Origin of the sequence: Streptomyces sp. NPDC042638 (assembly GCF_040647235.1) — a bacterium.
Classification (GTDB): Bacteria; Actinomycetota; Actinomycetes; order Streptomycetales; family Streptomycetaceae; genus Streptomyces; species Streptomyces rameus.
In genome coordinates this window covers 47,210-73,642 of the sequence record NZ_JBEZBT010000022.1, presented here as the reverse complement: position 1 = coordinate 73,642, position 26,433 = coordinate 47,210, and the positions used below count along the sequence as shown (strand labels likewise).

Here is a 26,433-nt window from a genome sequence, read left to right as displayed (position 1 = left end):
ACGGAGAAATCGTCGGAGACGACGACGCGGAAGACGGCGAGGAGCTGATCGTGATCCCCGGTGGTGGCCAGCCCAACATGCAGCAGTTGCTCCAGCAGGCGCAGAAGATGCAGCAGGACCTGCAGCGGGCGCAGGAGGAACTGGCGAACACGGAGGTCGACGGGCAGGCCGGCGGCGGTCTGGTGCAGGCGACCGTCACCGGTGCCGGCGAGCTGCGCGCGCTGAAGATCGACCCGAAGGCGGTGGACCCGGAGGACACCGAGACCCTCGCCGACCTGATCGTGGCGGCCGTACAGGCGGCCAACGAGAACGCGCAGACGCTCCAGCAGCAGAAGCTGGGCCCGCTGGCCCAGGGGCTGGGCGGCGGCAGCGGCATCCCGGGTCTGCCGTTCTGAGGACTCCGCCTTCCAAGCGGAGGCGGGAGCCAACTACGGTACGTACCGAAAGGTCTCCAGGAAAGGCAGTCCGTTGTACGAAGGCGTGGTCCAGGACCTCATCGACGAGTTGGGGCGGTTGCCCGGCGTCGGTCCCAAGAGCGCGCAGCGGATCGCCTTCCACATCCTGCAGGCCGAGCCGACGGACGTGAAGCGGCTCGCGCAGGCCCTCCTTGAGGTGAAGGCGAAGGTCCGCTTCTGCGCGACCTGCGGCAACGTGGCGCAGGAGGAGCTGTGCGGCATCTGCCGCGACCCGCGCCGCGACCCCGCCGTCATCTGCGTGGTGGAGGAGCCGAAGGACGTCGTGGCGATCGAGCGCACCCGCGAGTTCCGGGGCAAGTACCACGTGCTCGGCGGCGCGATCAGCCCGATCGAGGGTGTGGGACCCGACGACCTGCGTATACGAGAACTTCTCGCGCGGTTGGCCGACGGGACGGTCACGGAACTGATCCTGGCCACGGACCCGAATCTGGAAGGCGAGGCGACGGCGACGTACCTCGCCCGCATGATCAAGCCCATGGGCCTGAAGGTCACCCGCCTGGCCAGCGGCCTCCCGGTGGGTGGCGACCTGGAATACGCGGACGAGGTGACCCTCGGCCGCGCCTTCGAGGGGAGACGACTGCTAGATGTCTGACGCCACGCTGCACGACTCGACGCAGAACCCGGACGATTTCGTGGTCCAGATCGCGGACCAGGTCGAAAGCTTCCTGGTGGCCGTCACGGAGGTGGCGAGGGGCGACGAACCCGGATCGACGGTCCCCTTCCTCCTCCTGGAGGTCTCCCAGCTGCTGCTGGCCGGCGGCCGTCTGGGCGCGCACGAGGACATCGTCCCCGACGACCGCTACGAGCCCGACCCGGGCCCGGAGCCGGACCTGGACCAGCTGCGCGAGAACTTCGCCCGGCTGCTGGAGCCCGTCGACGTCTACTCCGAGGTCTTCGACCCGTACGAGCCGCGCAAGGCCCCGGTGCCGGCCCGGATCTCCGACGATCTCGCGGACATCATCACCGACCTCCGGCACGGCATGGTCCACTACCGCGCGGGCCGCACCACCGAGGCGCTGTGGTGGTGGCAGTTCTCCTACTTCTCCAACTGGGGCCCCACGGCCTCCGCGGTGCTGCGGGCCCTGCAGTCCGTCCTCATCCACGTCCGCCTCAACCAGCCCCTGGAGGAGCTGGACGGCCTGGACACCGACCAGGCGGACATCGGCGACGAGACCCTGGAGTTCGAGGCCGGCCGGGTGATGGCGCAGGAGATCGGCGCTCCGCTGGGTATCCGGCGCGGGGAGTAGCGCCGGGCCCCGCCCGGTGTGAGCCGGGGCACTTTGCCGCGTGCTCCGCCGCAGGCTGGGCAGGTGCCGGTCGCGGGCGTCCGATGTCTCACCATGCGGGAGCAGGGTGGTGGAATTCGGACGCTCGATAGACTGAGCCGACATAAACGAACCGAGCGAGGAGCGCACGTGGGCCTTGTCGTGCAGAAGTACGGAGGCTCCTCCGTAGCCGATGCCGAGGGCATCAAGCGCGTCGCCAAGCGGATCGTGGAAGCGAAGAAGAACGGCAACCAGGTGGTTGTCGTCGTTTCCGCGATGGGCGACACGACGGACGAGCTGATCGATCTCGCCGAGCAGGTGTCTCCGATGCCTGCCGGCCGGGAGTTCGACATGCTGCTGACCGCCGGAGAGCGTATCTCCATGGCCCTGCTGGCGATGGCGATCAAAAACCTGGGCCACGAGGCCCAGTCGTTCACCGGCAGCCAGGCAGGCGTCATCACCGACTCGGTCCACAACAAAGCCCGGATCATCGACGTCACGCCGGGCCGGATCCGGGAGTCCCTCGACAAGGGCAACATCGCGATCGTCGCCGGGTTCCAGGGCGTGAGCCAGGACAAGAAGGACATCACCACGCTGGGCCGTGGCGGTTCCGACACGACGGCCGTGGCGCTCGCCGCCGCCCTCGACGCCGAGGTCTGCGAGATCTACACCGACGTCGACGGCGTGTTCACCGCCGACCCGCGCGTGGTGAAGAAGGCGAAGAAGATCGACTGGATCTCCTTCGAGGACATGCTGGAGCTCGCGGCCTCCGGGTCCAAGGTGCTGCTCCACCGCTGTGTGGAGTACGCCCGCCGCTACAACATCCCGATCCACGTCCGGTCCAGCTTCAGCGGACTTCAGGGCACGTGGGTCAGCAGTGAGCCGATTGGGGACCAGAAGGTGGAGCAGGCCATCATCTCCGGTGTCGCGCACGACACCTCCGAGGCCAAGATCACGGTCGTCGGCGTGCCGGACAAGCCGGGCGAGGCCGCCGCGATCTTCCGGACCATCGCGGATGCCCAGATCAACCTCGACATGGTCGTGCAGAACGTGTCGGCCGCCTCCACGGGCCTGACGGACATCTCCTTCACGCTGCCGAAGACCGAGGGCCGCAAGGCCATCGACGCGCTGGAGCGCAACAGGCCGGGCATCGGCTTCGACTCGCTGCGCTACGACGACCAGATCGGCAAGATCTCCCTGGTCGGCGCCGGAATGAAGACGAACCCGGGCGTCACCGCCTCCTTCTTCGAGGCGCTGAGCGACGCGGGCGTGAACATCGAGCTGATCTCGACCTCCGAGATCCGGATCTCGGTCGTGACCCGCAAGGACGACGTGCCGGAGGCCGTCCGCGCCGTGCACACCGCCTTCGGGCTCGACTCGGACACCGACGAGGCCGTCGTCTACGGGGGCACGGGCCGCTGATGGCACTGACCGGCAGGCCGACGCTCGCGGTCGTGGGAGCGACCGGGGCCGTCGGCACGGTCATGCTCCAGATCCTGTCCCAGCGCGCGGACATCTGGGGTGAGATCCGTCTGATCGCCTCACCGCGCTCGGCCGGCCGCAAGCTGGCCGTGCGCGGGGAGGAGGTCGAGGTGGTGGCCCTGACGGAGGACGCCTTCGCCGGGGTCGACATCGCGCTGTTCGACGTCCCGGACGAGGTCGCCGCCGAGTGGGCGCCGGTCGCCGCCGCGTGCGGCGCGGTCGTCGTCGACCACTCCGGTGTCTTCCGGCTGGCGCCGGACGTGCCGCTCGTCGTCCCCGAGGTCAATCCGCACGCGGTACGGTCCCGCCCGCGCGGGATCGTCGCCAGCCCCAACTGCACGACCCTGACGATGATCGTCGCCCTGGGCGCGCTGCACGCCGAGTTCGGCCTGCGCGAGCTGGTGGTGTCGTCGTACCAGGCGGTGAGCGGGGCCGGGCGGGCCGGTGTGGAGACGCTCAGGGCCCAGCTGTCGCTGGTGGCCGGGACCGAGCTGGGCACCAAGCCGGGGGACGTACGGCGGGCCGTCGGGGACGACACCGGGCCGTTCCCGGAGCCGGTCGCGCTCAACGTCGTGCCGTGGGCCGGGTCGCTCCGGGAGGACGGCTGGTCGTCGGAGGAGATGAAGGTCCGCGACGAGTCCCGGAAGATCCTCGGCCTTGCCAGGCTGCCGGTCGCCGTGACCTGTGTACGGGTGCCGGTGGTCACCACGCACTCGCTGACCGTTCACGCCCGCTTCCAGCGCGAGGTCGGCGTCGACGGCGCCCGCGAGATCCTCGCCACCGCGCCGGGCGTGGTGCTCTGTGACGACCCGGCCGCGGGCGAGTTCCCCACCCCGGCCGACGTGGTGGGCACCGATCCGACCTGGGTCGGCCGCCTGCGCCGGGCGCTGGACGACCCGACCGCGCTCGAACTCTTCGTGTGCGGCGACAACCTGCGCAAGGGCTCCGCGCTGAACTGCGTGCAGATCGCGGAGCTGATCGCGGCGGAGACGGCGGAGCCGCCCGCCCGTACCTGACGGCTTTGTAGGCTCTGCGTAAGAAGTGTGGCCGGGAGCATGGTCCGAACCACTTGAACCGTCCCTCTTGGCGGCAGAGGATTTCAACTCCCCGTCTTCCGCAACCGTACGGACGGCGGGGAGCGTCTTTGCGGTCACCCTTGCGGGACCTGGGGACGTGATGATCCTGGCGTGGGGACGCCGTGATCGGGGCGTGGGGACGCCCGTTCAAATGGGACATAAGGGAAGAGCGGGGCGCATGTCGGCACTTGAGGCACCGCCGGTCGTCGCACATGTGACGTCCGGCACGTACAACCCCCGAGGGGGGAAGCGTGTCCAACTGGCGTGGCAGAGGTACTCGAACTCAGTGTGGTCCGTGGCGGCACGGCACTGCGCCCCCGCGCAGGGCTCCGGCCCCGCACGGCCGGCGGCATGCCGGTGATCGCGCCCATGCCCGCAGCGCGGCCCGCCCGCATACCCAGTCAGCGTGACGGCGCCGAGGAACCCGCGGATGCCGTGGCGGCCGAGGCCGTCGGGACCACCGTCGACCACCTCACCGAGACCTACCGGGCGCACTACCGCTCGCTGCTCGGTCTCGCCGCGCTCCTCCTCGACGACACCGCCTCCTGCGAGGACGTCGTCCAGGAGGCGTTCATCCGCGTCCACTCGGCCCGCAAGCGCGTCCGCGACCCCGAGAAGACCCTCGCCTACCTGCGGCAGACGGTCGTCAACCTCTCCCGGTCCACGCTGCGTCGGCGCATCCTCGGCCTGAAGCTGCTCTCGAAGCCGATGCCCGACATGGCGAGCGCGGAAGAGGGCGCCTACGACCAGCTGGAACGCCGGGACCTCATCAAGGCGATGAAGGGTCTGCAGCGCCGTCAGCGCGAGGTCCTCGTGCTCCGTTACTTCGCGGACATGACCGAGGCTCAGGTCGCCGAGACGCTCGGCATATCGCTGGGCTCGGTGAAGGCGTACGGCTCGCGGGGCATCGCCGCGCTGCGGGTGGCCATGGAGCAGACGGTATGAGCGGCAACGCCGAAGGGGGCGATTCCCATGACGGTCACTCCCATGAGCGCCACTGCCATGAACGTGACGAGTCCCGCGGCCGGCACGAGCCGACGGGTCGTCACGGGCCGGAGCACACGCAATCGCACGCTGGGAACGGAACAGTGAACCACGGCCCCGACCACAAGGGCCCCAAGAGGCTCGGACCGGGTATCGAAGGAATCGACGGGCTCGACGGGCTCGGCGGACTCGACGGGATCGACGGGATCGGCGGGCTCGGCGGGCTCGCTCCGGACGAACTGGGGCTGCGCAGCCTGCTGCACTCGGCGGTCGACGGCATCGAACCGCGCTCCGGCACGCTGGAGCACCTGCGCCGGGCCGTCCCCGCACGCCGCGCCCGCAAGCGGCAGGCGGCGGTCGGCATGGCCGCGGCGGCCCTGTTCATCGGCACCGCGATCCCCGCCCTCGTGCACGTCTCCCAGGCCGGCGGCAGCGACCCCAACACCGCCATGGCCGGCCAGTCCTCCCAGGCCCAGGGCGGCACCGGCCAGGGCAAGGACAAGGGCACCGCCAAGGGCGGCCCGCCGGCACCGGGGGGTGCGACGGTCGCGCCCGGCAAGGATCCCGGCAGGCACGACGAGAAGAGCGACAAGGGCGGTCACACCGGCACCGCCCCCGGCAGCGTCAACCCCTCCGCCACCGTGGCCGCGGGCGTCCCGATGTGCACGGCGCTCCAGCTGGGCTCCGCCTCCGGCAGCGTGAACGCCCCCGACTCCGCGGGGGTCGTCTACGGCGGCTTCCGCGTCACCAACGTCTCCCAGGCGGCCTGCACGGTCGCCGGCCCCGGCAGCATCACGCCCGCGGCCCAGGGCGCCGCCGACCAGTCCAAGGTCACCGCAGTCCGGCACGTGGCCGGGGACGCGGCGGCCTCCCTGCCCGACCCGTCCCTCGAGGTCGCCACGCTGGTGCTGCAGCCCGGCGCGGCGTACGAGGAGAAGTTCGCCTTCGTGCCCTCGGAGACCTGTCCCACCACGGGCGGCACCACCACCGGGGGCACCGACACGGGCGGCCCCACGCCGGACCCGACGCCGACCCAGGAGGCAGGCGACTCCGGCGGTACGACCGGCACCACCGGCGCGGCGGCCCCCACGACCCAGCTGGCCACCGAGGACGGCACGGCCGACGGCAGTGTCGCCGTCACCCACACGGCCCAGGGCGGCGCCCCGACGGCGACGGCGGTGGTGCCGGGGGCATGCGCGGGCACGGTCTACTACACCGGGGTACTGGCGGGGGCGTAGCGCTCCGCGGGGGTACGGCGGGGTACCGGCGGGCGTAGCGCTCCGCGGGGGTACGGCGGGGTACCGGCGGGCGTGGCGCGCCGCGGGGGTACAGCGGGGTGTAGCGCTCCGCGGGGACACGGCCGGTGGCCGCTACGGCTCCCGGTGCGGGTCAGCCGCTCGCGACCGGTGTCTGCTGCGGGTTCTCCGGCACCAGGCCCAGGGCGGCGTCCCGCTGGAACTCCACCTCCCGGCGCAGCAGCCGGAACCACATGAACACCACGAACCCCGCGAACACGAACCACTCCCCGGTGTAGCCGAGGTTCTGGAACGCCTTCAGGTCCAGGCCCGTACCGTCCGGCGCCCTCGCGGGCACGGCCCTCATCCCGGCGTCGGCCTTGTCCAGCGTCACCCACGCGTCGTACAGCCGGTACGGCACCAGGTTGACCAGTGACGCCGAGCTGATCGCCGCCGTCTGCCCGGCGGGCAGCCCGCCCTGGGCGGCCACCCCGTTGTCCCCCGGCGTCTCGGACGCCTGCAGCGCACCGGTGACGGTGACCTCACCGGCCGGCGCGGCGGGAGCCCTGGCGGAGTCCGCCGTACCCGGCAGCCACCCGCGCACCACGGGCAGCGCCCTGCCGGCGTCGGTGCGCAGCAGGGTGAGGACGTAGAAGCCGCGCTTGCCGTCCAGCTCCCGCCCGGGCACCAGCAGCTGCTCGCCGTACCGCCCGCTCGCGGTGATCCGTCGCCCCACCGTGCTCTTGTCGACGGGCAGCATGCTCCGCAGCGGGCGCGCGGCCTCGTCCCGGCCGGCCGCGGCCTGCTCGGTCGCGGCGCGGTGGTCCTGCACCCGGCCCTCGAACCGGCTCAGCTGCCACGACCCCATGAAGACGCAGAACGGGATGGCGAGCAGCACGAAGACGTTGATGCCCCACCAGCGGGGTGTCAGCAGAAAGCGGTACACGCCCTCCACGGTACGGCGCCCGGCCCGGCGGCCCGGCCGCGGGTCAGGCCCTGGCCGCCTTGAGCGAGTAGATCAGCGGGACGCGCGGATGGTCCGCCGGGAAGCGGTGGTAGCCGGAGCGGTCATGATCCGGAAGTTATCCACAGGCTGGGCACAGCGGCACCCCAATTGTCGGCGCGGCCAGGCAGTATGGGCGCATGACTGGGGCGATGAGTGAGAGCAGGATGCCGGAGACGCCGGACATGCCGGACTGGGAGAAGCGCTTCCGGGCGCCGCGGGTGTCGCTGCCCGACTGGGCGAAGGACGCGCCGGACCACTCCCTGTTCGTGTCGAACGCGACGGGGACGTACGAGCTGTACGCCTGGGACCGTGCGACGGGCGAGCAGCGGCAGGTGACGGACCGGCCGAACGGCACGACGGACGGCGTGCTCTCCCCGGACGGCGCGTGGATCTGGTGGTTCGACGACAAGGACGGCGACGAGTTCGGGGTCTGGCGCCGTCAGCCCTTCGCGGGCGGGGCGGCCGAGCCGGCCGTGCCCGGTCTCGGCCCGTCCTACCCGGCCGGTCTGGCCCTGTCCCGCGACGGCCGCACGGCGGTCGTCGGCCGCTCCACGGACGAGGACGGCACGACCGTCCACCTGGCGCGGGCGGGCGCGGACCCGGTGGAGATCTACCGGCACCGCGAGTCGGCGGGCGTCGGCGACCTCTCGCACGACGGCTCCCTGATCGCCCTGGAGCACACCGAGCACGGCGACGCCATGCACTCCGCCCTGCGCGTGCTCCGCCCGGACGGTACGACGGTCGCGGAGCTGGACGACACCAAGGGCGGCACCGAGGAGCTGGGCCTGGAGGTGCTGGGCTTCGCCCCGGTCGAGGGCGACACCCGGCTGCTCATCGGCCACCAGCGCCGGGGCCGCTGGGAGCCGCTGGTGTGGGACGTGGCGACCGGCGAGGAGACGGACCTGGCCCTGGACCTGCCGGGTGACGTCAGCGCCGAGTGGTTCCCGGACGGCTCGGCCCTGCTCGTCGTCCACGGTTTCGAGGCCCGCAGCGAGATGTTCCGGTACGACCTGGCGGCCGGGGAGCTGACCCGCATCCCCACCCCGCCGGGCACGGTCTCCGGCGCGACGGCCCGCCCCGACGGCAGCGTGGAGTACCTGTGGTCGTCGGCCGCCGAGCCGCCGGCGGTGCGCTCCACGGCCGGCACCGTCGTGCTGGACCCTCCGGGCATGGCGTGCCCGCCCTCGGTGCCGGTGGAGGACGTCTGGGTGGAGGGCCCCGGCGGGCGCGTCCACGCGCTGATCCAGAAGCCGGCGGGCGCCACGGGCCCCCTGCCCACCGTCTTCGACCTGCACGGCGGCCCGACCTGGCACGACAGCGACTCCTTCGCGGCGGGCCCGTCCGCCTGGGTCGACCAGGGCTACGCGGTGGTCCGCGTCAACTACCGCGGCTCGACGGGCTACGGCCGCGCCTGGACCGACGCCCTCAAGCACCGGGTCGGCCTGATCGAGCTGGAGGACGTGGCCGCGGTGCGCGACTGGGCGGTCTCCTCCGGGCTCGCCGACCCCGCCCGTCTGGTCCTCACCGGCGCCTCCTGGGGCGGGTACCTCACGCTGCTTGGCGTCGGCACCCAGCCGGACGCCTGGGCGCTGGGCATCGCGGTGGTCCCGGTCGCGGACTACGTCACCGCGTACCACGACGAGATGGAGGCCCTGAAGGCCATGGACCGCACCCTGCTGGGCGGCACCCCGGAGGAGGTCCCGGAGCGCTTCGAGGCGTCCTCCCCGCTCACGTACGTCGACCGGGTCACGGCCCCGGTCTACATCTCGGCGGGCGTCAACGACCCGCGCTGCCCGATCCGTCAGATCGACAACTACGTCAAGAGACTGGAGGCCCGGGGCGCGGTCCACGAGGTGTACCGGTACGACGCGGGGCACGGCTCGCTGGTGGTGGAGGAGCGGATCAAGCAGGTGCGACTGGAGCTGGACTTCGCGCAGCGGCACCTGGCCGCGTAGGGCGGTTTCCAGCCCGCCCGCGGAGGGCTCACCGCAACTCGGCGAGCCCTCTGCGCGTAGCGGCGACGACGACCCTGTCGCCCTTCGCCAGCAGGTGGCCGGCCGGGGTGTCGGTCCGGCCCTCCAGTGCCAGCACCCGCCAGGCCCCTGCCCGGAACGCCTCCGCCACGGTGCGTCCCTCCAGCTCGGGGTGCCTGTCCACGTCGACCGCGGCGAACAGCAGCACCCTGCGCTCCACGGCGACCGCCCCCAGTACCTGCCGTCCCAGCATCGCCCCGGCGAACGCGGGGGCGGCCAGGTGGGTGACGCTCCGGCTCCGGGTCAGCGCGTGCGGATAGGCGGCCCGGAGGGTGCGGTACACGGCGGTGGCGAAGTCGTCGTCGTACAGCCGCAGCACCACGCGCAGATCGGGCCGCACGCTCCGCGCGTACAGCACGGCCTCCAGGTTGGTGGTGTCCGCGCTGGTCACCGCGAGCAGGGTGTGGGCCCGGTGGATCTGGGCGGCCTCCAGGACGCCTTCCTGGGTGACGTCCCCGAGCACCACCGGCACCCGCAGCCGGCGGGCGGTGGCGAGCCCCCGGGCCTCCGGGTCGGACTCGACGCACACCACGGGGACGTCCAGCTCCCGCAGCCGGGTCAGCACGCGGGTGCCGATCTTGCCGAGGCCGAGCAGCACCACGTGCCCGTTCAGACCGCGTGGCGGCCTGCGCAGGCCGGAGGCGGTGCGGAAGGTGCCGAGCGCCTCCAGCGCGGCGGCCAGCAGCACCGGCAGGAGCAGCAACCCCATCAGCGCGGAGAGCAGTTGCAGGAGCTGCCGGCCGAGGGACGCCCCGAGGGCCGGGTCGTCGATCGCGAACAGGTCGAGGAGGGTGACGTAGAAGGCGCGCAGCGGATGGATGCCGGTCACCAGCCACAGGGCGACGGCGAGGCCGGCCACGCAGCCGGCCAGCCCGGCCAGGGACCAGCGCAGCCGCCGGGAGAAGAGGGAGGCGAGCGGCATGACGCCGGTCATCCGGCGGCTGGGCGCGGCGGACGGCGTACCGGCCGCGGACGAGACCTGTTCCAGGACCACGGCGTGCCGTCCGGCGGCCTGCCGTACCTCGTCGTCGTCGGGGAGCAGCCGCGGCTGCTGTTCCCCGGCGCCGTCCGGGTCACCGCCCGACAGCAGGGCGAGGGTGCACAGCCCGCCGGTGCCGGGTCCGTCCGCGGACAGCGGCCGTTCCACGGCCCGCAGCAGCAGCCCCTCGGTCTGGACGACCTTGCTGGTGCCGGCGACGGCGGTGGCGGCCAGCGCGGGAGCGGCGGTGTCGGCGTCGGACAGCACCGTCGTGGAGGTCTCGGTGCCGCTGCCCGGACCGCCCTCCCCGTCCCCGGCGGCCAGCGCGGCGGCCTGGTCCAGGAGTTCCTCGATGTGCTGGCCCAGCCGCCGGTTGTAGAGGCGCAGGACGAGTCGCAGCCGGGGATTGAGCCGGCGGGCGGTCAGCGCGGCCCGGATGTTGGTCTCGTCGTCGTCGTACACGAGGGCCAGCGCGGCGGCCTGTGCCACCCCGGCCTCGGCGAGCACCGCGTCGGTCGGCTCGACGGCCTCCAGCGTCCCTTCGCCGCCGACGCGCCCGCCGTCGACGCGCCCGCCGTCGGCCGCCGCGGCGGGCTGCCCGGCCCCGCCCGTCCGGCCGACGGAGCCCACCGCGGCGCTGACCACGCGGTCGAACAGCGCGGCCGACGCGGCCCGCGCCCGTCCGACCACGGGCGGCCGTGCCGTGCGGCCGTTGGGCGGTACGACGAGGACGACCTGTTCGCCGTAGACCCCGCGCAGCTCGGCGGCCAGCCGGTGCGCCAGCCCGTCGTCACCGCACACCACCATGTGCGCCTGCGGGGACCCCGGCCCCCCTTGATACGGAACGCTCGCCACGAGGGAAAAGAGTGGTCCAAGGAGTTGCCCGGTTCCCGCAATGGCTGAACACCCGCCGCGCCTGCCGCGTAGGCAGGGGGAGGGAGAGCAGCAGCCGGAGGTAACCAGCCGTGGCCATCAGCGAAGACGCACCGCCGGGTGCGGACGTACGACGATCCGGGCCCGCGCCCGACCACCCGGGCCGCCGGCTCAGCTCCCCGCTGGTGCTGACGCTCACTCTGATGCTCGCCGTGCTCGCCCAGTCCCCGATCCGCGGGCTGCTCGGTTCCCCGGCCATGCAGAGCTGGATGACGGTGTTCGTGGCGGTGACCGTGCAGGCGCTGCCCTTCCTGGTGCTCGGTGTGCTGCTGTCGGCGGCGATCGCGGTGTTCGTCCCGGCGTCCTTCTTCGCGCGCGCCCTGCCGCGCCGGCCCGCGCTGGCCGTGCCGGTGGCGGGGATCGCGGGCGCGGTGCTGCCGGGCTGCGAGTGCGCGTCGGTTCCGGTGGCGGGCGCGCTGGTCCGCCGGGGCGTGTCCCCCGCCGCCGCCCTCGCCTTCCTGCTCTCCGCGCCGGCGATCAACCCGGTGGTGCTGACCGCCACCGCCGTCGCCTTCCCCGGGCACCCGGAGATGGTCGCGGGCCGGTTCCTGGGGAGCCTGCTGGTGGCCTGCACGATGGGCTGGCTGTGGCAGCGGGTGGGCCGTACGGACTGGCTGCGCCCGCCCGCCCACGGCGCGCACGAGGGTGCCGGCAAGGGGGAGGCGTTCTGGGGGTCGGTACGGCACGACGTCATGCACGCCGGCGGCTTCCTGGTGCTCGGCGCGACGGCCGCGGCCACGCTGAAGGCGGCGGTTCCGGCGGCCTGGCTGAGCGCGGCGGCGGGCATCCCGGCGGTCTCGGTGCTGGCCCTCGCCGTGCTGGCCGTCCTGCTGTCCATCTGCTCGGAGGCGGACGCGTTCGTCGCGGCCTCCCTCACCCAGTTCTCCCCGACGGCCAAGCTGGTGTTCCTGGTGGTGGGCCCGATGATCGACCTCAAGCTGTTCGCGATGCAGGCCGGCACCTTCGGCCGCGGCTTCGCGCTCCGGTTCGCGCCGGCCACCTTCGCGCTGGCCGTCACGGGCGCCGTGCTGACCGGCGCGGTGCTGCTGTGAACCGCCACGCCCAGGCGGCCGTCCTGTTCCTGCTCGGTGCCGTCCTGCTGCACGCCGGTGCCACCGACCTCGCCCTGCGCTACGTGAAGGCGGGGCTGCGCCCGCTGCTCATGGTGTCGGGCGCGGTGCTGATCGCGACGGCCCTGGCGACGGTCCGCTACGAGCGCCGGCGCCACCGGCGGGGCGGCCCGCGGGGGCACGCGCACCCCGAACCCCGGGTCGCCTGGCTGCTGTTGCTGCCGCTCCTCGCCCTGATCCTGGTCGCTCCGCCGGCCCTCGGCTCGTACAGCGCCCTGCGCTCGGGCACGGCCCTGCAGCGGCCCTACGGCTACGGCCGGTTGCCCGCCGGCGACCCGGTCCCGCTGTCCGTCGTCGACTACGCCTCCCGGGCGGCCTACGGCCACGGCCGCTCCCTGCACGGCCGGCCCGTCCGGGTCACCGGCTTCCTCGCCCTGGACCGCTCGGGCACCCCCTACCTGGTCCGCATGGCCCTCAACTGCTGTGCCGCGGACGCCCAGCCGGTGAAGATCGCGCTGACCGGACAGCTGCCGCCGGTCCTGCGGCCGGACGCCTGGCTGGAGGTGACGGGCGGTTACACGCCCCGCCTGGGCCGCGACCCGGTCAACGACGGTCCGGTCCCGTACCTGGACGTCACCTCCGTGAGGCCGGTCCCGGTGCCGCACGACCCGTACGACGAGACCTGGAACACCTGAGCGCGCCGCCGCCCGGCGGCGCGCCTACGCCGGTGTCCCCGGCAGGTCGAAGCGGCTGAGGTCCCTGAGCCACGCCTCGGCGTTGCCGTCGGACGGGGCGCGCCAGTCGCCGCGCGGCGAGAGCGAGCCGCCGGCCGAGACCTTCGGTCCGTTCGGCATGGCCGAGCGCTTGAACTGCGCGAACGCGAAGAAGCGGCGGCAGAACACCTCCAGCCAGTGCCGGATCTCGGCCAGGTCGTACGAGCCCCGCTCGACCTCGGGGAAGCCGGGCGGCCAGGCACCGGCCTGCGCGTCGTGCCAGGCGTGCCAGGCCAGGAAGGCGATCTTCGAGGGGCGGAAGCCGTAGCGCAGCACATGGAAGAGCGTGAAGTCGTGCAGCGCGTACGGGCCGATCTTCGACTCCGTGGACTGCATCTCCTCGCCCGGCACCAGCTCCGGGCTGATCTCGGTGTCCAGGATCGCGGCCAGGACCTTGCCGGTCTCGTCGTCGAACTGCTCACTGCTGATGACCCAGCGGATCAGATGCTGGATCAGCGTCTTCGGCACCCCGGAGTTGACGTTGTAGTGGCTCATCTGGTCGCCGACGCCGTACGTGGACCAGCCGAGCGCCAGCTCGGAGAGGTCGCCGGTGCCGAGGACGATGCCGCCGCGCTGGTTGGCCAGCCGGAACAGGTAGTCGGTGCGCAGGCCGGCCTGGACGTTCTCGAAGGTGACGTCGTAGACCGGCTCGCCGGAGGCGAACGGGTGGTCGATCTCCTTCAGCATCAGCCGTGCGGTCGCCGTGATGTCCAGCTCGGCGGCGGTGACGCCGAGCGCGCGCATCAGCTTGTGGGCGTTGTCCTTGGTGTGGTCGCTGGTGGCGAAGCCGGGCAGGGTGAAGGCGAGGATGTCGCTGCGCGGCCGGCCGGCGCGGTCCATCGCCCGGGCGGCGACGATCAGCGCGTGGGTGGAGTCGAGACCGCCGGACACCCCGATGACGACCTTGGGGCCGCCGATCGCCGCCAGCCGCTGCTGGAGCCCGGCGACCTGGATGTTGTACGCCTCGTAGCAGTCCAGGGCGAGCCGGTCGGGATCGGCGGGCACGAACGGGAACCGCTCGACGCGCCGGCGCAGCCCGAGGTCGGTGAGCGGCGGGTCCAGCTCGAAGGAGACCGTCCGGAAGCCGCCGGTGCGCGCCCCGTGTGCCCGGCGGTTGTCGTCGAAGGTGCCCATCCGGTGCCGCTCCTGGCGCAGCAGGTCCAGATCGACGTCGGCCACCGCGTACTGGTCGCCGAGCGGGAAGCGGTCGCTCTCGGCGAGCAGCACCCCGTTCTCGTAGATCATGGTCTGTCCGTCCCAGGACAGGTCGGTGGTGGACTCGCCCAGTCCGGCCGCCGCGTAGACGTACGCGGCCAGGCAGCGCGAGGACGCCGAGCGGCACAGCAGCCTGCGGTCCTCGGCCCGGCCGACCGTGATCGGGCTGCCGGAGAGGTTGACCAGCACGGTCGCCCCGGCGAGGGCGGCCTCCGCGCTCGGCGGCACCGGCACCCACATGTCCTCGCAGATCTCGGTGTGCAGCACGAGCCCGGGCACGTCCTCGGCCGCGAACAGCAGATCCACGCCGAACGGCACCTCGGCGCCCGCGACGCGGATGGTCCCGCCCCGCTCGTCGTGGCCGTCGGCGATCTGCCGGCGCTCGTAGAACTCCCGGTAGTTCGGCGGGTACGACTTCGGTACGACACCGAGGACGCGGCCCCGGTGCACGATCACCGCGCAGTTGTAGATCCGGTGGCGGTGGCGCAGCGGGGCGCCGACGACCAGCACCGGCAGCAGGTCCGCCGAGCCGGCCACGACCGTCCGCAGCGCGGACTCGACCCCGTCGAGCAGCGCGTCCTGGAGCAGCAGGTCCTCGATGGAGTAGCCGCACAGGCCCAGCTCGGGGAAGACGGCGACGGCGACCCCCTCCTCCGCGCACCGGCGTGCCTGGCGCAGGACCGCTTCGGCGTTGGCGGGCGGGTCGGCGATGACGGTGTGGCCCGTGCACGCGGCGACGCGCGCGAAGCCGTGCTGGTAGATCGACCAGAAGTTCAACGGGGCTTCCTTCATGATTCAACAGACTGCACGGACGAAGCGGATCTCCTCCAGGAAGAAGCCTAGGTCCCGGCCTCGCAGTACCCCGGACCCGCCCGTGTACTCGGACGCGTACTCGCCCGTGTACTCGGCCGTGTACTCGGACGCGGCTGAGTACTCCGACGCTGTCCGGCGACGGTGTGCGGCGGAAGGGTATGGGCATGAGGCATGGACTGATGACCCCCCTTCCCCGGCTGCTGCCCGCGTGCGCGCCGGCCGTGGCCGCCCCCGCGGCGTGGGCCGCCTGGCTGGGCTGGGACCAGCAGTGGGACGTGGGGCCGGACGGCACGGCGACCGGCCCGTACGAGGCGTGGCAGGTGATCGGGCTGGTCCTGACCCTGCTGGTGCCGGTGTACTGGGCCACGGTCCGGCGGCACCCGGTGAGCGCGGTGCTCGGCACCTCGGCCGGCCTGACCTCCGCCGCCTTCTACGACTGGTCGGACGACTCCACCGGCCTCTTCGTGATCGGCGTGGGCCTCATCATGCTCGGCAGCCTCGCCGCGACCGCCGCCGCCTGCGCAGTCATCACCTTCGCGAGGCGAGACCGCGCCGAGGGCACCGCCTGACGAGAGCCGAGCCACGCCTCGGGGGCGCCCTGGGCGCGGCTTGTTTGTGGGGTGGGGGCGGCTTCGGGCGCGGGGTGGCGGGTTGTTTGTGGGGAGGGGACGCTCCGGGCGCGGACGGCGGTTGCCGGACGTGCCGGAGCCGGTCGCCGGGGGACGGCCCGTTCTGGCGGCGGCTCCGGGCGCACCGGGTCACCGCGGAGGACAGGCTGTCCACCGCCGTGGTGGAGACGCGGAACCGGGGCCGCCGTCCTGGCCCGGCACTGCCCGCCGGTGACGGGCGGTGGGGGACGTCGGCGAGGTCTGCGTGGCCGCGGTGCGGGCGGACGGTTCAGGCGCCGGGCCGTACGGTCCCGGACTCCCGTGCCAGGAGCCGCGTGTCCAGCCGCAGTCCCAGGGCGTTCCGGCGATGCAGAGCGGCGAGCGCGGCACGCAGCGGGGACGGCGGTACCGCGAGCACGGGACAGCCGGCGTGGGCGAGGCAGTACCGGCCGACCGACGGCCACAGTGCCCGGCGCAGCCGGCCGCGTGCTCCGGCACCGAGGACGAGCACGTCGTCGTCCCGGTCGGCGGTCCGCACCAGGGCCGGCCCGGGAGCGCCCCGGACGAGGAGGGCCTGCCCCGGCAACCCGGTGTCCGTACCGCCGAACACGGCACACAGCGCCCTGACCAGCCGCTCCCGGGCCAGCTCCTCCCACTCCCCGGCCAGGACGGGGGCGACCGGGGACCTGCGCACGACGAGATCCCCGTCGGGCGGCTCCCAGGCCAGCACCGGCCACAGTTCCGCCCCGCGGCACCGGGCCTCCTCGGCGGCCCGGGCCAGGGCGGTGAGACTGCCCGGGGAGCCGCTCACGCCGGCCAGGACGCGAGGGGCTGAGGACGGGCGGGACTCGGACATCTGATCCTCCTCGGAACGTCGTCCATCTGACCCCGGACGGACCCGTTCAAACAGCCCGCACGCCCGTTCCTGGCACTCTTCTGACGGCCGGTCCCCTCCCGCTCCCCAGACCTGTCAGCATCCCGTCAAGGTCGCCCGACTCGCCGTCAGCGTCCCGTCAGAGCCTGTCCGTCAGCGGGGGAGTGCGGGCATAACGTCGGCGACGAGCCCCGGTCCGCCTCCCCGCCGCCGGGGCATCCCCGACCACCGCGCACCGCGCCCTGCCTTCCGGGAGGCACCCCATGGCAGAACTCCGCCACGACGACGACCCCGAACCCTTCGATCGGTTCCCGGCCGGACCCCTGTACGTCCCGGTCCGGCCGGGTCGATCCGGGTGTGCGGCCCGGCTCTTCCGCACCCCGCTCGGCGCCCGCACGGCCGTCGGCTTCACCTGCGAGCGTCGGCTGACCGCCACCCTGGGCCCCGGCCATGCGTGGATCCGGCTCGCCGAGCCCGCCCTGCGCGCACTGACCGCACCGCTCGGCGTCACCACCGTCACGGTCGACCCGCAGTTCACCGCCCCGGCACCCGCGCCGGTCACACAGGTCACACCGGTCGCGTCGGTCGCGTCGGCCGAGCCGGTTGCGGCGGCCGAGTCGGTTGACTCGGTTAAGCCCGTCGTCCCGGCGGCCCCGGTCGTCCCGGCGGCCCCGGTCGTGCCGGTCGCCCCCGTCACCCCGGTCGAGCCGGTCACCTCCGAGATCCCCGCGCTGCGGATCGCCTGAGAAGGGCAGCCACCATGACGACGCTTCACGAGCCCACCACCACCGCCGCGGCCGGCCTCTCGGTGTGGCCCGCCTCCACCACCGAGCCCCTGCGCGGCGACGTCGCCGTGGGCGGTGTACCGCTCGCCGCGGTCGCCGACCGCTTCGGCACCCCCGTCTACGTCCTGGACGAGGCCGAGGTCCGCGACCGGTGCCGTACCTACCGGCACGCCTTCCCCGACGCCGAAGTCCTGTACGCGGCCAAGGCGTTCCTGTGCCGCGCGATGGCCCACTGGACGGCCGAGGAGGGTCTCGGCCTGGACGTCTGCTCCGCCGGCGAACTCGAACTCGCCGTCACCACCGGCTTCCCGCCCGAGCGGATCGTGCTGCACGGCAACGCCAAGTCCCCCCACGACCTGGACACCGCCCTGCGCCTGGGCGTCGGCCGCATCGTCATCGACAGCCCCGCCGAGATCGCCCGGCTGGCCGCCGCCGTCGGCCCGGACGGCCACCAGAAGGTCATGGTCCGGGTGGTGCCCGGCATCAGCGCGGGCGGCCACGACAAGATCCGCACCGGCACCGACGGCCAGAAGTTCGGCCTGTCGATCGCCGACGGCTACGCCCAGCACGCCATCACCCGCATACTCGACCAGCCACAGCTCGAACTCACCGGCCTGCACTGCCACCTGGGCTCGCAGATCACCAGCGTCAAGCCCTACCTCGTCGCCGTACGCCGCCTGGTCGGACTCATGAGCCGCCTGCACGAGCAGCACGGCCTGGTCCTGCCCGAGCTCGACCTCGGCGGCGGCCACGGCATCGCCTACCGCCCCGGCGAGGAGGTCCTGGACCTGACGGCGCTGGCGCGCAGGGTCCGCGCCGAACTCGCCGACGCCTGCGGGACGGCCGGGCTCCCCGTACCCCGCCTCATCATCGAACCGGGGCGGGCCATCGCCGGGCCCGCGGGCATCGCCGTCTACCGGGTCCTGTCCGTCAAGCACACCGGTGACCACGTGTTCGTGGCGGTCGACGGCGGTATGAGCGACAACCCGCGCCCGGCTCTGTACGGCGCCCGGTACGCACCCCGGCTGACCGGCCGGCACAGCACCGCGGCCCCGGCCCGGGTGACCGTGGTGGGCCGGCACTGCGAGGCCGGCGACATCCTCGCCGCCGACGTGGACCTCCCCGCCGACGTACGCCCCGGTGACCTGCTCGCCGTGCCCGTCGCCGGCGCCTACCACCTGTCCATGGCCTCCGGCTACAACCTGGTCGGCCGTCCGCCCGTGGTCGCCGTACGTGACGGACTCGCCCGCCTCCTGGTCCGGCGCGAGTCCCTGGCGGACATCCGCGGCCGCGACGTGGGCCTGTAGTCCGGACCGACTCCCGGGCGGGCCGGCCTTCCCTCACCACGCCGGCCGACCCGCCCGGGGCACACCGGGAGGCGAGCCACCGCCGCACGCAGCAGACTGAGTCCCGACCGCCCGACCGCCCCATCGCCCGACCGCCCGACCGTCCCACTGTCCCACCGCCCGACCGGCCCCGACGAGGTCCCGATGGTCCATGGCCTGGCACGTCGCGAGCTGCGACCGAAAGTCCCGCTGCGCCCGGGCGAGGGCGACAAACACCATCTGACCAGCCTGGAGGGCCTCGCGGCGCTGTCCCTGGACGCGCTCAGCTCGGTGGCGTACGGCCCCGAGGCGATCGTGCTGGCACTGGTGGCCGCGGGCACCGGCGCGCTCTCCGCGGCGCTGCCCGTCACCCTGGCCATCGTCTTCCTGCTCACCACGCTGGTGGTGTCCTATTGCCAGGTCATCGCCGTGCACCCGGACGGCGGAGGCGCCTACGCCGTGGCCAGGAAGAGCCTCGGCCCGACCGCCAGCCTGCTCGGCGCGGCCAGTCTGGTCGTCGACTACGTGCTCACCGTGGCCGTCAGTCTGGCCGCCGGCGCCGACGCGCTCACCTCCGCCTTCCCCGCCCTCGCCCACGACAAGCTGCTCGTCTGCCTGGTGGGCCTGGCCCTGCTGACGGCGGTGAACCTGCGGGGCGTCACCGAGAGCGCCCGGGTGCTCATGCTGCCCACCGCGCTGTTCATCGCGGCGATCCTGGGCGTCATCGTCGTGGACCTGCTCCGCTCACAGCCGGCGGCGACGGTCGGCACGGACCTGGCCTTCCCGGCCCACGAGTCCCTCGGGCTGCTCCTGATCCTCAAGGCGTTCTCGTCCGGCTGCTCGGCGCTGACGGGAGTGGAGGCCATCGCCAACGCCGTACCGACGTTCCGGCCCCCGCGCGTGCGGCGCGCCCAGCGCACGGAACTGATGCTCGGCGCGCTCCTCGGCGTGATGCTCCTCGGCCTCGCGGTCCTGATCCGCCGCGACCACGTCGCCCCGCGCGGCCAGGTCACCGTCCTGGCCCAGCTGACGGCCGGCGCGTTCGGCACGGGCTGGCTCTACTACGCGACCAACCTCCTCGTCACCCTCGTCCTGCTCCTCGCGGCGAACACCAGCTTCGGCGGCCTGCCGGTGCTGATGAGCCTGCTGGCCCGCGACCACCGCCTGCCCCACCTGTTCGGCCTGCGTGCCGAACGCCCGGTCTACCGCTACGGCGTGGCAGCCCTGGCCCTGCTGGCGGCGCTGCTGCTGCTCGCAACCGGCGCGGACACCCACCGGCTGATCCCCCTCTTCGCGATCGGCGTCTTCATCGGGTTCACGCTCAGCCAGCTGGGTCTCGTCCTGCACTGGGCCCGCCGGAAACCGGACGGCTGGAAACGCCGGGCGCTGATCAACGGCACCGGGGCGCTGCTCACCACCCTGGCCGGCGTCATCCTGCTCACCACCAAGTTCCTGGAGGGCGCCTGGGTGGTCGTGGTGGCGGTCCCGCTGCTGATGCTGCTGTTCGCCCGTATCCAGCGCTACTACACGGCCGTCGGCGAGGAACTCGGTCTCGGCCGCGTCCCCGCCCCGCCGGAGCCTCGTACCGCCAGCCTGGTCATCGTCCCCCTCGGCGAGGTCAGCAGGCTCGCCCGGCACGCTCTCGGCGCGGCCCTCGCGCTGGGCGACGAGGTGGTGGCGGTGGCCGTGCACGACGACCCGGACCGGCGGCGCGCCCTGCGGGAGGCGTGGGACCGCTGGAATCCGGGCGTACGCCTGGACGTGATCGACAGCCCGCACCGGTCCCTGGTGCAGCCGGTCGTCGACTACGCGGAGCGGGCCGCGCGGGACGGACGCCAGATCGCCGTACTCATTCCCGAGGTCCAACCCCGCCACCGACGCTACGAGATCCTCCAGAACCAGCGCGGACTGCTCCTCGCCACCGTGCTGCGGGCCCGCACCGACGTGGCGGTGTGCCTGCTGCCGTACCGGCTCGAACTGTGAGGAGCCGTATCGCTCCCGCTTCCGCCTTTACCGGACAGGGCCCGTGCTGGATGCTGTGTCGCGTCGTCGGTTGATCATTGGGGGAGCACCGTGCGCGTGGTTCTGCTGGGCCCTGTCCAGGTGCGGGGACACGGGGATGACGCGGACGAGGTGCCGCCGACCGCCGTCTCGGGGACCCGGCTGCGCATGCTGTGTGCCCGGCTCGCCCTGGAGGCCGGGCGTGTGGTGTCCGTGGACGCGCTGGTCGACGGGCTGTGGGGCGAGGAGCCGCCGGCCGAGGCGGGCAACGCGCTGCAGTCCCTGGTGTCCCGGCTGCGCAGGGCGCTGGGCGGTGCGGGCCGGGTGGAGTCCGCCGCCGGCGGCTACCGGCTCACCGCGGACGAGGGGGTGGAGGTCGACGCCGCCCGGTTCGAGGAGCTGGCCGCCGCGGGCCGCAAGCGGTGCGCGGAGGGCCGCTACGACGAGGCGGCGGCCGTGCTGCGCGAGGCGCTGGGACTGTGGCAGGGCGAGGCCCTCGCCGACGTCCGGGAGGCGCCCTTCGCCGCCACCGCCGTCACCCGCCTCGGCGACCTGCGGGCCGCGGCGGCCCAGGACCTCTTCGAGGCCGAACTGCGACTGGGCCGGCACGCGGAGATCCTCCCCGACCTGGGCGCGGCGGCAGCCGCCGACCCGCTGAGCGAGCGCCTGGCCGAGCTGCGGATGCGCGCCCTGTGGGCGGCGGGCCGGCAGTCGGACGCGCTCGCGGCGTACGAGGAGATCCGCGAGCGGCTGGCCGACGAACTGGGCGTGGACCCGTCGGCCGCTCTCAGGGAGATCCACCTCGCGCTGTTGCGCGGGGAGTTGGAGCGTCCGGTGGCGGCCCGGCCGCAGGCGGCGGCGAACCGGATGCCACCCCGGCTGACCAGTTTCGTCGGCCGCGAGCGCGAACTCTCCCAGCTGGCCGCGCTGATGGCCGCGTCCCGCCTGGTCACCATCGTCGGCCCGGGCGGCGCCGGCAAGACCCGGCTGTCCCTCGAAGCCGTCGGCCGGGACCGGGCGCTGGAGCGTGGCCGCGTCTGGTTCGTGCCGCTCGCCGGAGTCGGGACGCCCGGGCAGCTGGCCGACGCCGTGCTCGGCGCGGTCGGTTCCACGGACGGTGCCCTCTACGACGCCGGGCGCCCCCAGGGCCCCGCACCGGTCGACCGGCTGGCGGAGCTGCTCGACATCGGCGACGCCCTGCTCGTCCTCGACAACTGCGAACACCTCGTCGAAAGCGCCGCCGAACTCGCCGTACGACTCCTGCAGCGCCTCCCCCAGCTGCGCATCCTCGCCAGCAGCAGGGAGGCCCTCGCCGTCGACGGCGAGGCGCTGTGCCATCTCGGCCCGCTCGATGTGCCCGCCGGCGCCCCGGAACCCGCCGAGGCCGCACGGTCGGCCGCGGTACGGCTGTTCGTCGACCGGGCCGCGAGCGTCCGGCCGGGCTTCGCCCTCGATCGCGCCACGGTCGGCGCCGTGGTCGAGATCTGCCGGCGGCTCGACGGGCTGCCCCTCGCCCTGGAGCTGGCCGCCGCCAAGCTGCGCTCGATGGGCGTGGGCCAGATCGCCCGCCGCCTCGACGACCGGTTCCGGCTGCTGACCTCGGGCAGCCGCACCGCCCTGCCACGCCAGCGCACCCTGCTCGCGGTCGTCGAGTGGAGCTGGGACCTGCTCGACGAACCCGAACGCGTCCTCGCCCGCCGCCTGTCCGCGTTCCCCGGCGGGGCGACGCTCGCCGCGCTCGAAGCGGTCTGCGCGGACGAGGTGCTCCCCGCCGACGACGTCCTCTACACCCTCGACGGGCTCATCGAGAAGTCACTGGCCGATGCCTCGGACCCGGGTGACGGCGAACCGCGCTACGGGATGCTGGAGACCGTACGCGCCTACGCCGCCGCCCGGCTCGACGACTCCGGGGACGACATCGCCGACCGGTTCGCGCGGTACTTCCTCGCCCTCGCGGAGGACCACGAACCCCGGCTGCGTACCGGACGGCAGCTCGACGCGATCGCCGTGTTCGACGCCGAACACCCCAATCTGAACCATGCGCTGCGGTGGGCCGTGGACACCGGGGACGGGGACCTGGCCGCCCGGTTCGTCGGCGCGCTCTCCTGGTACTGGGGCGTGCGCGGCATGAGTTCACAACTCGACTCCGCCCTCGCCGAGTTGCGTGCCCTCGGTGACGCGCCGCCCCGGGCCCGGTCGCTGATCGCGGACGTGGACTCGGCGGGCGCCCGCGAGTTCCACCCGGCCGGGCTGTTCCTGCGCATCTCCCAGCTCACCGTCACGGACGTCGAGTCGGAGTCCCCTGAGGACCGCCTCGCGGAGTCCCCCGAGGACCGCCTCGCACGCTCGCTCCGGTCGCCCGATCCGTGGGTGCGGGCCAGTGCCCACCTCGCGTACGACTTCGTCCTGACCGAGCGGGGTGATCTGCGCACCGGCGAGGCCTCCCGGCTGGCGGCGCTGCGCGGCTTCGAGGCGGTGGGCGACCGGTGGGGCCTGGTGATGAGCCTGCTCCCGGTCGGCCGCGACCACTCCCTGCGGGGCGAGCACGCGCAGGCCATCGCCACCTTCGAACGGGTCGTCGCGCTCAGCTCGGAGCTGGGCACCGACGACTACCTGGACCTCGGCCGGGTGCGCCTGGCCCGCGAGCGGCGGCGCAGCGGCGACCTGGCCGGCGCGCGCCGCGACCTGGAGTGGGCCCAGGCGCAGGCGCGGGAGCGGGGTCACCGCCATCTGGAGGCCAACATCGTGGCGGGGATGGCCAACCTGTACCGCAGGGAGGGCGATCTCGCGGGCGCCGACCGGGTACTCGACGAGCTGGAGTCGTTCGTCCGCGGCCGGTCTCTCCCCGAGGGGCTGGCCCGGGACCTGATCGTCTCCACCCGGATGGAGAACCGGCTCGCCGCGGGCGACGCGGAGGGGGCCCGGGCCCTGCTGCCCGAGGCGGCCGGCGGGCTGCTGGCCCAGGGGGCGGGGGCGGGCCTCGCCTGGGTCGCCGAGCTGCTCGGCGGGCTGCTCGCGCTGGAGGGCGACCCGGCCGGTGCGGCGCGCTCGCTCGGCATGAGCCAGGTGATGCGGGGCGCGTTCGACGCGGGGGAGCCGGAGCTGCGCGAACTCGCCGAACGGCTGACCGGGCGGCTCGGCGAGCGGGCATACCGTGCGGCGTTCGACGAGGGTGCCGCGCTGGCGCGGCCGGACGCGCTGCACCGGCTGGCCGAGGAAGTCGGCCGGCCGGTGTCATCGCCGTGTCGTCGTGCTCCCGCTCGTCGTGCTCCTGCCCTTGGTCCGGACGGGGATCACCCGGCGTTCTTGCGGTAGGCGCGCATCGCCAGCGGGAAGAAGACCGCGACCATACCGGCCATCCAGCCGAGGCTGCCGAGCAGCGGGTCCGCGATCGCGCCGCCGTTGAGCAGACCGCGCACGGTGTCGGCCATCAGGCTGACCGGGTTGACGTCCGACCAGGTCCGCAGCCAGCCCGGCATGGTCCGGTCGGGCACGAACACGTTGCTGGCGAAGGTCAGCGGCAGCACGACGATCGTCATCAGACCGTGCACGGACCCGGGGGTCTTGGCCAGCATGCCGATGTACACCGACAGCCAGGAGAAGCTCAGCGCGAAACCGATGAGCAGGACCAGCGCGACGAGCATGAACAGCGGGTTCGTCCCGATCCGGTAGCCCATGACCAGGGCGAGGACCAGCAGGGTGCCCAGGCAGATCACATAGCGCACGAAATCGGCGAGGACGGCACCGATGAGCGGTCCGGAGCGGGCGATCGGCATCGACCGGAACCGGTCGAACATGCCGGTACTCGCATCGGCGTTGAGTGAGACACCGATGCCTATGCTCGCCTGGAACACGGTCATCACCATGACCCCGGGGGTGACCATCTGCAGGTACGCGTGGCCGTGACCGCCGGAGATGGCGCCGCCGAAGAGGTAGACGAACATCAGCAGGGAGATGACGGGCGTCAGCACCACATCGGTGAGCTGCATCGGGGACTTGACGAACTTGGTGACGCCGCGCCCGGCGAGGGCCAGGCTGTGCCGTACGGTGCGGACCGCACCGACGCGCAAGGGGGCGGCGGCCTGGCCGGCGGTGCGGGCGGGGCCGATGGTCTGAGCGCTCATGCCGCGCTCCTCTCAGAATTGACGTCGTCGTTGTGCGTGCGGTCGTTTTGCTCGCGGTCGATCTGCTCGCCGTCGGTGGCGGGGCGCCCGGTCAGAGCCAGGAAGACCTCGTCGAGGCTGGGCAGGCGCAGCCCCATCTCGTCGGTGCCGATGCCGTCCGCGGCCAGACGGCGGGCCAGGGCGGACACCAGCAGCGGGTCGTCGGCGGGCACGGTCAGCACCCCGTGCGCACCGTCCTGGGCGGGCGCGGTGCCGGTGAGCTCGGTCAGCATCGCGGTCACCCGGGGCACGTCCCGCGTCAGCGACGGACGCACGTGGAGGACCTGCCCGCCGATCCGGCGCTTCAGCTCGCCGGGGCGGCCCTCGGCGACCACCCGCCCGTGGTCGAACACCGTGATGCTGTCGGCGAGCTGGTCCGCCTCCTCCAGGTACTGCGTGGTGAGCAGCACCGTGGAACCGTCGTCCACCAGGCGCCGGACCACGTCCCACACCTCGCCGCGGGCGTGCGGGTCGAGCCCGGTGGTCGGCTCGTCCAGGTAGAGCACCTGCGGCCGGCCGACCAGGCTCGCGGCCAGGTCGAGGCGGCGGCGCATTCCGCCGGAGAAGGTGCTGATCGGCCGGTTCGCCGCCTCGGTGAGCGAGAACTGCTCCAGCAACTGGGCGGCCCGCGCCTGCGCCCCCCGCTTCGACAGATCGAGCAGCCGGCCCAGCAGGACCAGGTTCTCGGTGCCGGACAGGGCCTCGTCGACCGAGGCGTACTGCCCGGTCAGCCCGATGAGCTGGCGCACCCGCACCGGATCCCGCACCACGTCGTGGCCGCCGACCATGGCCCGGCCGCCGTCCGGCCGCAGCAGCGTCGACAGGATCCGCACGGTGGTGGTCTTGCCCGCCCCGTTCGGCCCCAGCACACCGATCACCCTGCCGGCCGGCACCTCCAGGTCCACGCCGTCCAGCGCGACCATGTCCCCATAACGTTTGACCAGACCTTCGGCCCGGATGGCGTACGACATCTGTGCCCTCCCCATCTCCCCGCTCGCCCGCTCTCGCGGTACTCGCTGCTCTCGATGGACAGGACAGTGCCGGGGCAGGCTGACAGACCACTGACAGCCCGCTGTCATCGGCCGCCGCCCCTGTCAGCGGCCTGACAGCCACCGCCCCCGAACGGACACCGGACGGCGTGCCGGACGCCAAGGTGGCCCAGGTGCCCGCGAGCGACTACGGAGTCGTCTCCCCGACCCGCTTTGGCTCGCCGCTGCCCCCCGACTGGCTGTCTGCACACCGACCTCAAAAACTGGCCAACACTCTGCCCCCGTGCTGGCGCAGGCGCCTCGCGCGGACGTGGATGCGGGCGCGGTTCAGGACGGCCCCGCGGGGGC

Annotated in this window: 21 protein-coding genes; 15 read left to right on the top strand and 6 right to left on the bottom strand. The window is 73.5% G+C overall.

The features are described 5' to 3' along the window. The first annotated feature begins 50 nt into the window (after positions 1-50). The 7 genes from AB0B40_RS19600 (at position 51) to AB0B40_RS19570 (ending at position 6,521) form a co-directional block, all read left to right on the top strand. Entirely contained in the window at positions 51-395 is a 345-nt protein-coding gene (locus tag AB0B40_RS19600) for a YbaB/EbfC family nucleoid-associated protein (protein WP_094215804.1), read from the top strand. A gap of 73 nt (positions 396-468) precedes the next feature. Then, entirely contained in the window at positions 469-1,068 is a 600-nt protein-coding gene (recR, locus tag AB0B40_RS19595) for a recombination mediator RecR (RefSeq protein WP_345055026.1), read from the top strand. Further along, a complete protein-coding gene (locus AB0B40_RS19590) occupies positions 1,061-1,723 on the top strand; it encodes a DUF5063 domain-containing protein (RefSeq protein ID WP_345055024.1) in 663 nt (220 codons plus the stop codon). Before recR ends, AB0B40_RS19590 begins: the two co-directional genes overlap by 8 nt. Before the next feature lie 168 nt (positions 1,724-1,891). Beyond that, positions 1,892-3,163 (top strand): aspartate kinase, encoded by a 1,272-nt coding sequence (locus tag AB0B40_RS19585; protein ID WP_345055021.1) that lies wholly within the window; start codon positions 1,892-1,894, stop codon positions 3,161-3,163. Beyond that, a complete protein-coding gene (locus AB0B40_RS19580; protein WP_362264704.1) occupies positions 3,163-4,239 on the top strand; it encodes an aspartate-semialdehyde dehydrogenase in 1,077 nt (358 codons plus the stop codon). The genes AB0B40_RS19585 and AB0B40_RS19580 overlap by 1 nt, the downstream gene beginning before the upstream one ends. Before the next feature lie 324 nt (positions 4,240-4,563). Continuing rightward, entirely contained in the window at positions 4,564-5,244 is a 681-nt protein-coding gene (locus AB0B40_RS19575) for a SigE family RNA polymerase sigma factor (protein ID WP_345055016.1), read from the top strand. A 143-nt stretch (positions 5,245-5,387) separates the two neighbouring features. After that, entirely contained in the window at positions 5,388-6,521 is a 1,134-nt protein-coding gene (locus AB0B40_RS19570; RefSeq protein ID WP_362264701.1) for a hypothetical protein, read from the top strand. 151 nt (positions 6,522-6,672) lie between these two features. On the opposite strand, the gene AB0B40_RS19565 is transcribed toward AB0B40_RS19570, so the two are convergent. Further along, the gene (locus tag AB0B40_RS19565; RefSeq protein WP_362264699.1) at positions 6,673-7,464 is read right to left on the bottom strand and encodes an SURF1 family protein; all 792 of its coding nucleotides are present in this window, start codon (positions 7,462-7,464) and stop codon (positions 6,673-6,675) included. Positions 7,465-7,673: 209 nt separating this feature from the next. Here AB0B40_RS19565 and AB0B40_RS19560 point away from each other — a divergent pair, with 209 nt between their 5' ends. Then, positions 7,674-9,479, top strand: coding sequence for a prolyl oligopeptidase family serine peptidase (locus AB0B40_RS19560; RefSeq protein ID WP_362264697.1), 1,806 nt, complete (start codon positions 7,674-7,676; stop codon positions 9,477-9,479). A 28-nt stretch (positions 9,480-9,507) separates the two neighbouring features. On the opposite strand, the gene AB0B40_RS19555 is transcribed toward AB0B40_RS19560, so the two are convergent. Beyond that, the gene (locus tag AB0B40_RS19555; RefSeq protein WP_362264733.1) at positions 9,508-11,343 is read right to left on the bottom strand and encodes an NAD(P)-binding protein; all 1,836 of its coding nucleotides are present in this window, start codon (positions 11,341-11,343) and stop codon (positions 9,508-9,510) included. 158 nt (positions 11,344-11,501) lie between these two features. Here AB0B40_RS19555 and AB0B40_RS19550 point away from each other — a divergent pair, with 158 nt between their 5' ends. Further along, positions 11,502-12,521: a permease gene (locus AB0B40_RS19550; RefSeq protein WP_362264695.1), complete on the top strand. Its 1,020-nt coding sequence runs from the start codon at positions 11,502-11,504 to the stop codon at positions 12,519-12,521. After that, the gene (locus AB0B40_RS19545; protein ID WP_345055004.1) at positions 12,518-13,234 is read left to right on the top strand and encodes a TIGR03943 family protein; all 717 of its coding nucleotides are present in this window, start codon (positions 12,518-12,520) and stop codon (positions 13,232-13,234) included. The genes AB0B40_RS19550 and AB0B40_RS19545 overlap by 4 nt, the downstream gene beginning before the upstream one ends. 24 nt (positions 13,235-13,258) lie before the next feature. Here the strand turns inward: AB0B40_RS19545 and AB0B40_RS19540 are convergent, their stop codons facing one another. Continuing rightward, positions 13,259-15,319 (bottom strand): NAD(+) synthase, encoded by a 2,061-nt coding sequence (locus AB0B40_RS19540; protein WP_362264693.1) that lies wholly within the window; start codon positions 15,317-15,319, stop codon positions 13,259-13,261. A 200-nt stretch (positions 15,320-15,519) separates the two neighbouring features. Here AB0B40_RS19540 and AB0B40_RS19535 point away from each other — a divergent pair, with 200 nt between their 5' ends. After that, the gene (locus AB0B40_RS19535) at positions 15,520-15,909 is read left to right on the top strand and encodes a hypothetical protein (RefSeq protein ID WP_362264691.1); all 390 of its coding nucleotides are present in this window, start codon (positions 15,520-15,522) and stop codon (positions 15,907-15,909) included. Positions 15,910-16,237: 328 nt separating this feature from the next. Here AB0B40_RS19535 and AB0B40_RS19530 read toward each other — a convergent pair whose 3' ends face one another. Continuing rightward, complete coding sequence (locus tag AB0B40_RS19530) at positions 16,238-16,804, bottom strand: universal stress protein (RefSeq protein ID WP_345054996.1); 567 nt, start codon at positions 16,802-16,804, stop codon at positions 16,238-16,240. Between the two features lie 281 nt (positions 16,805-17,085). On the opposite strand from AB0B40_RS19530, the gene AB0B40_RS19525 reads away from it, so the two are divergent. The 4 genes from AB0B40_RS19525 (at position 17,086) to AB0B40_RS19510 (ending at position 24,248) form a co-directional block, all read left to right on the top strand. Continuing rightward, on the top strand, positions 17,086-17,568 hold the full coding sequence (locus AB0B40_RS19525; protein ID WP_362264689.1) for an SAV_915 family protein: 483 nt from the start codon (positions 17,086-17,088) through the stop codon (positions 17,566-17,568). Between the two features lie 14 nt (positions 17,569-17,582). Beyond that, positions 17,583-18,914, top strand: a complete 1,332-nt coding sequence (gene lysA, locus AB0B40_RS19520) for a diaminopimelate decarboxylase (protein WP_362264688.1) — start codon at positions 17,583-17,585, stop codon at positions 18,912-18,914. Between the two features lie 183 nt (positions 18,915-19,097). Continuing rightward, positions 19,098-20,915 carry an APC family permease gene (locus tag AB0B40_RS19515; RefSeq protein ID WP_362264686.1) on the top strand — a complete coding sequence of 606 codons (1,818 nt, stop codon included), beginning with the start codon at positions 19,098-19,100 and terminating at the stop codon, positions 20,913-20,915. Between the two features lie 90 nt (positions 20,916-21,005). Further along, positions 21,006-24,248 carry a BTAD domain-containing putative transcriptional regulator gene (locus AB0B40_RS19510; protein ID WP_362264685.1) on the top strand — a complete coding sequence of 1,081 codons (3,243 nt, stop codon included), beginning with the start codon at positions 21,006-21,008 and terminating at the stop codon, positions 24,246-24,248. Here the strand turns inward: AB0B40_RS19510 and AB0B40_RS19505 are convergent. Next, the gene (locus tag AB0B40_RS19505; RefSeq protein WP_362264683.1) at positions 24,227-25,057 is read right to left on the bottom strand and encodes an ABC transporter permease; all 831 of its coding nucleotides are present in this window, start codon (positions 25,055-25,057) and stop codon (positions 24,227-24,229) included. The two genes, AB0B40_RS19510 and AB0B40_RS19505, sit on opposite strands and share 22 nt — an antisense overlap. Beyond that, positions 25,054-26,067: an ATP-binding cassette domain-containing protein gene (locus AB0B40_RS19500; RefSeq protein ID WP_362264681.1), complete on the bottom strand. Its 1,014-nt coding sequence runs from the start codon at positions 26,065-26,067 to the stop codon at positions 25,054-25,056. The genes AB0B40_RS19505 and AB0B40_RS19500 overlap by 4 nt, the downstream gene beginning before the upstream one ends. Positions 26,068-26,433 lie beyond the last annotated feature (366 nt).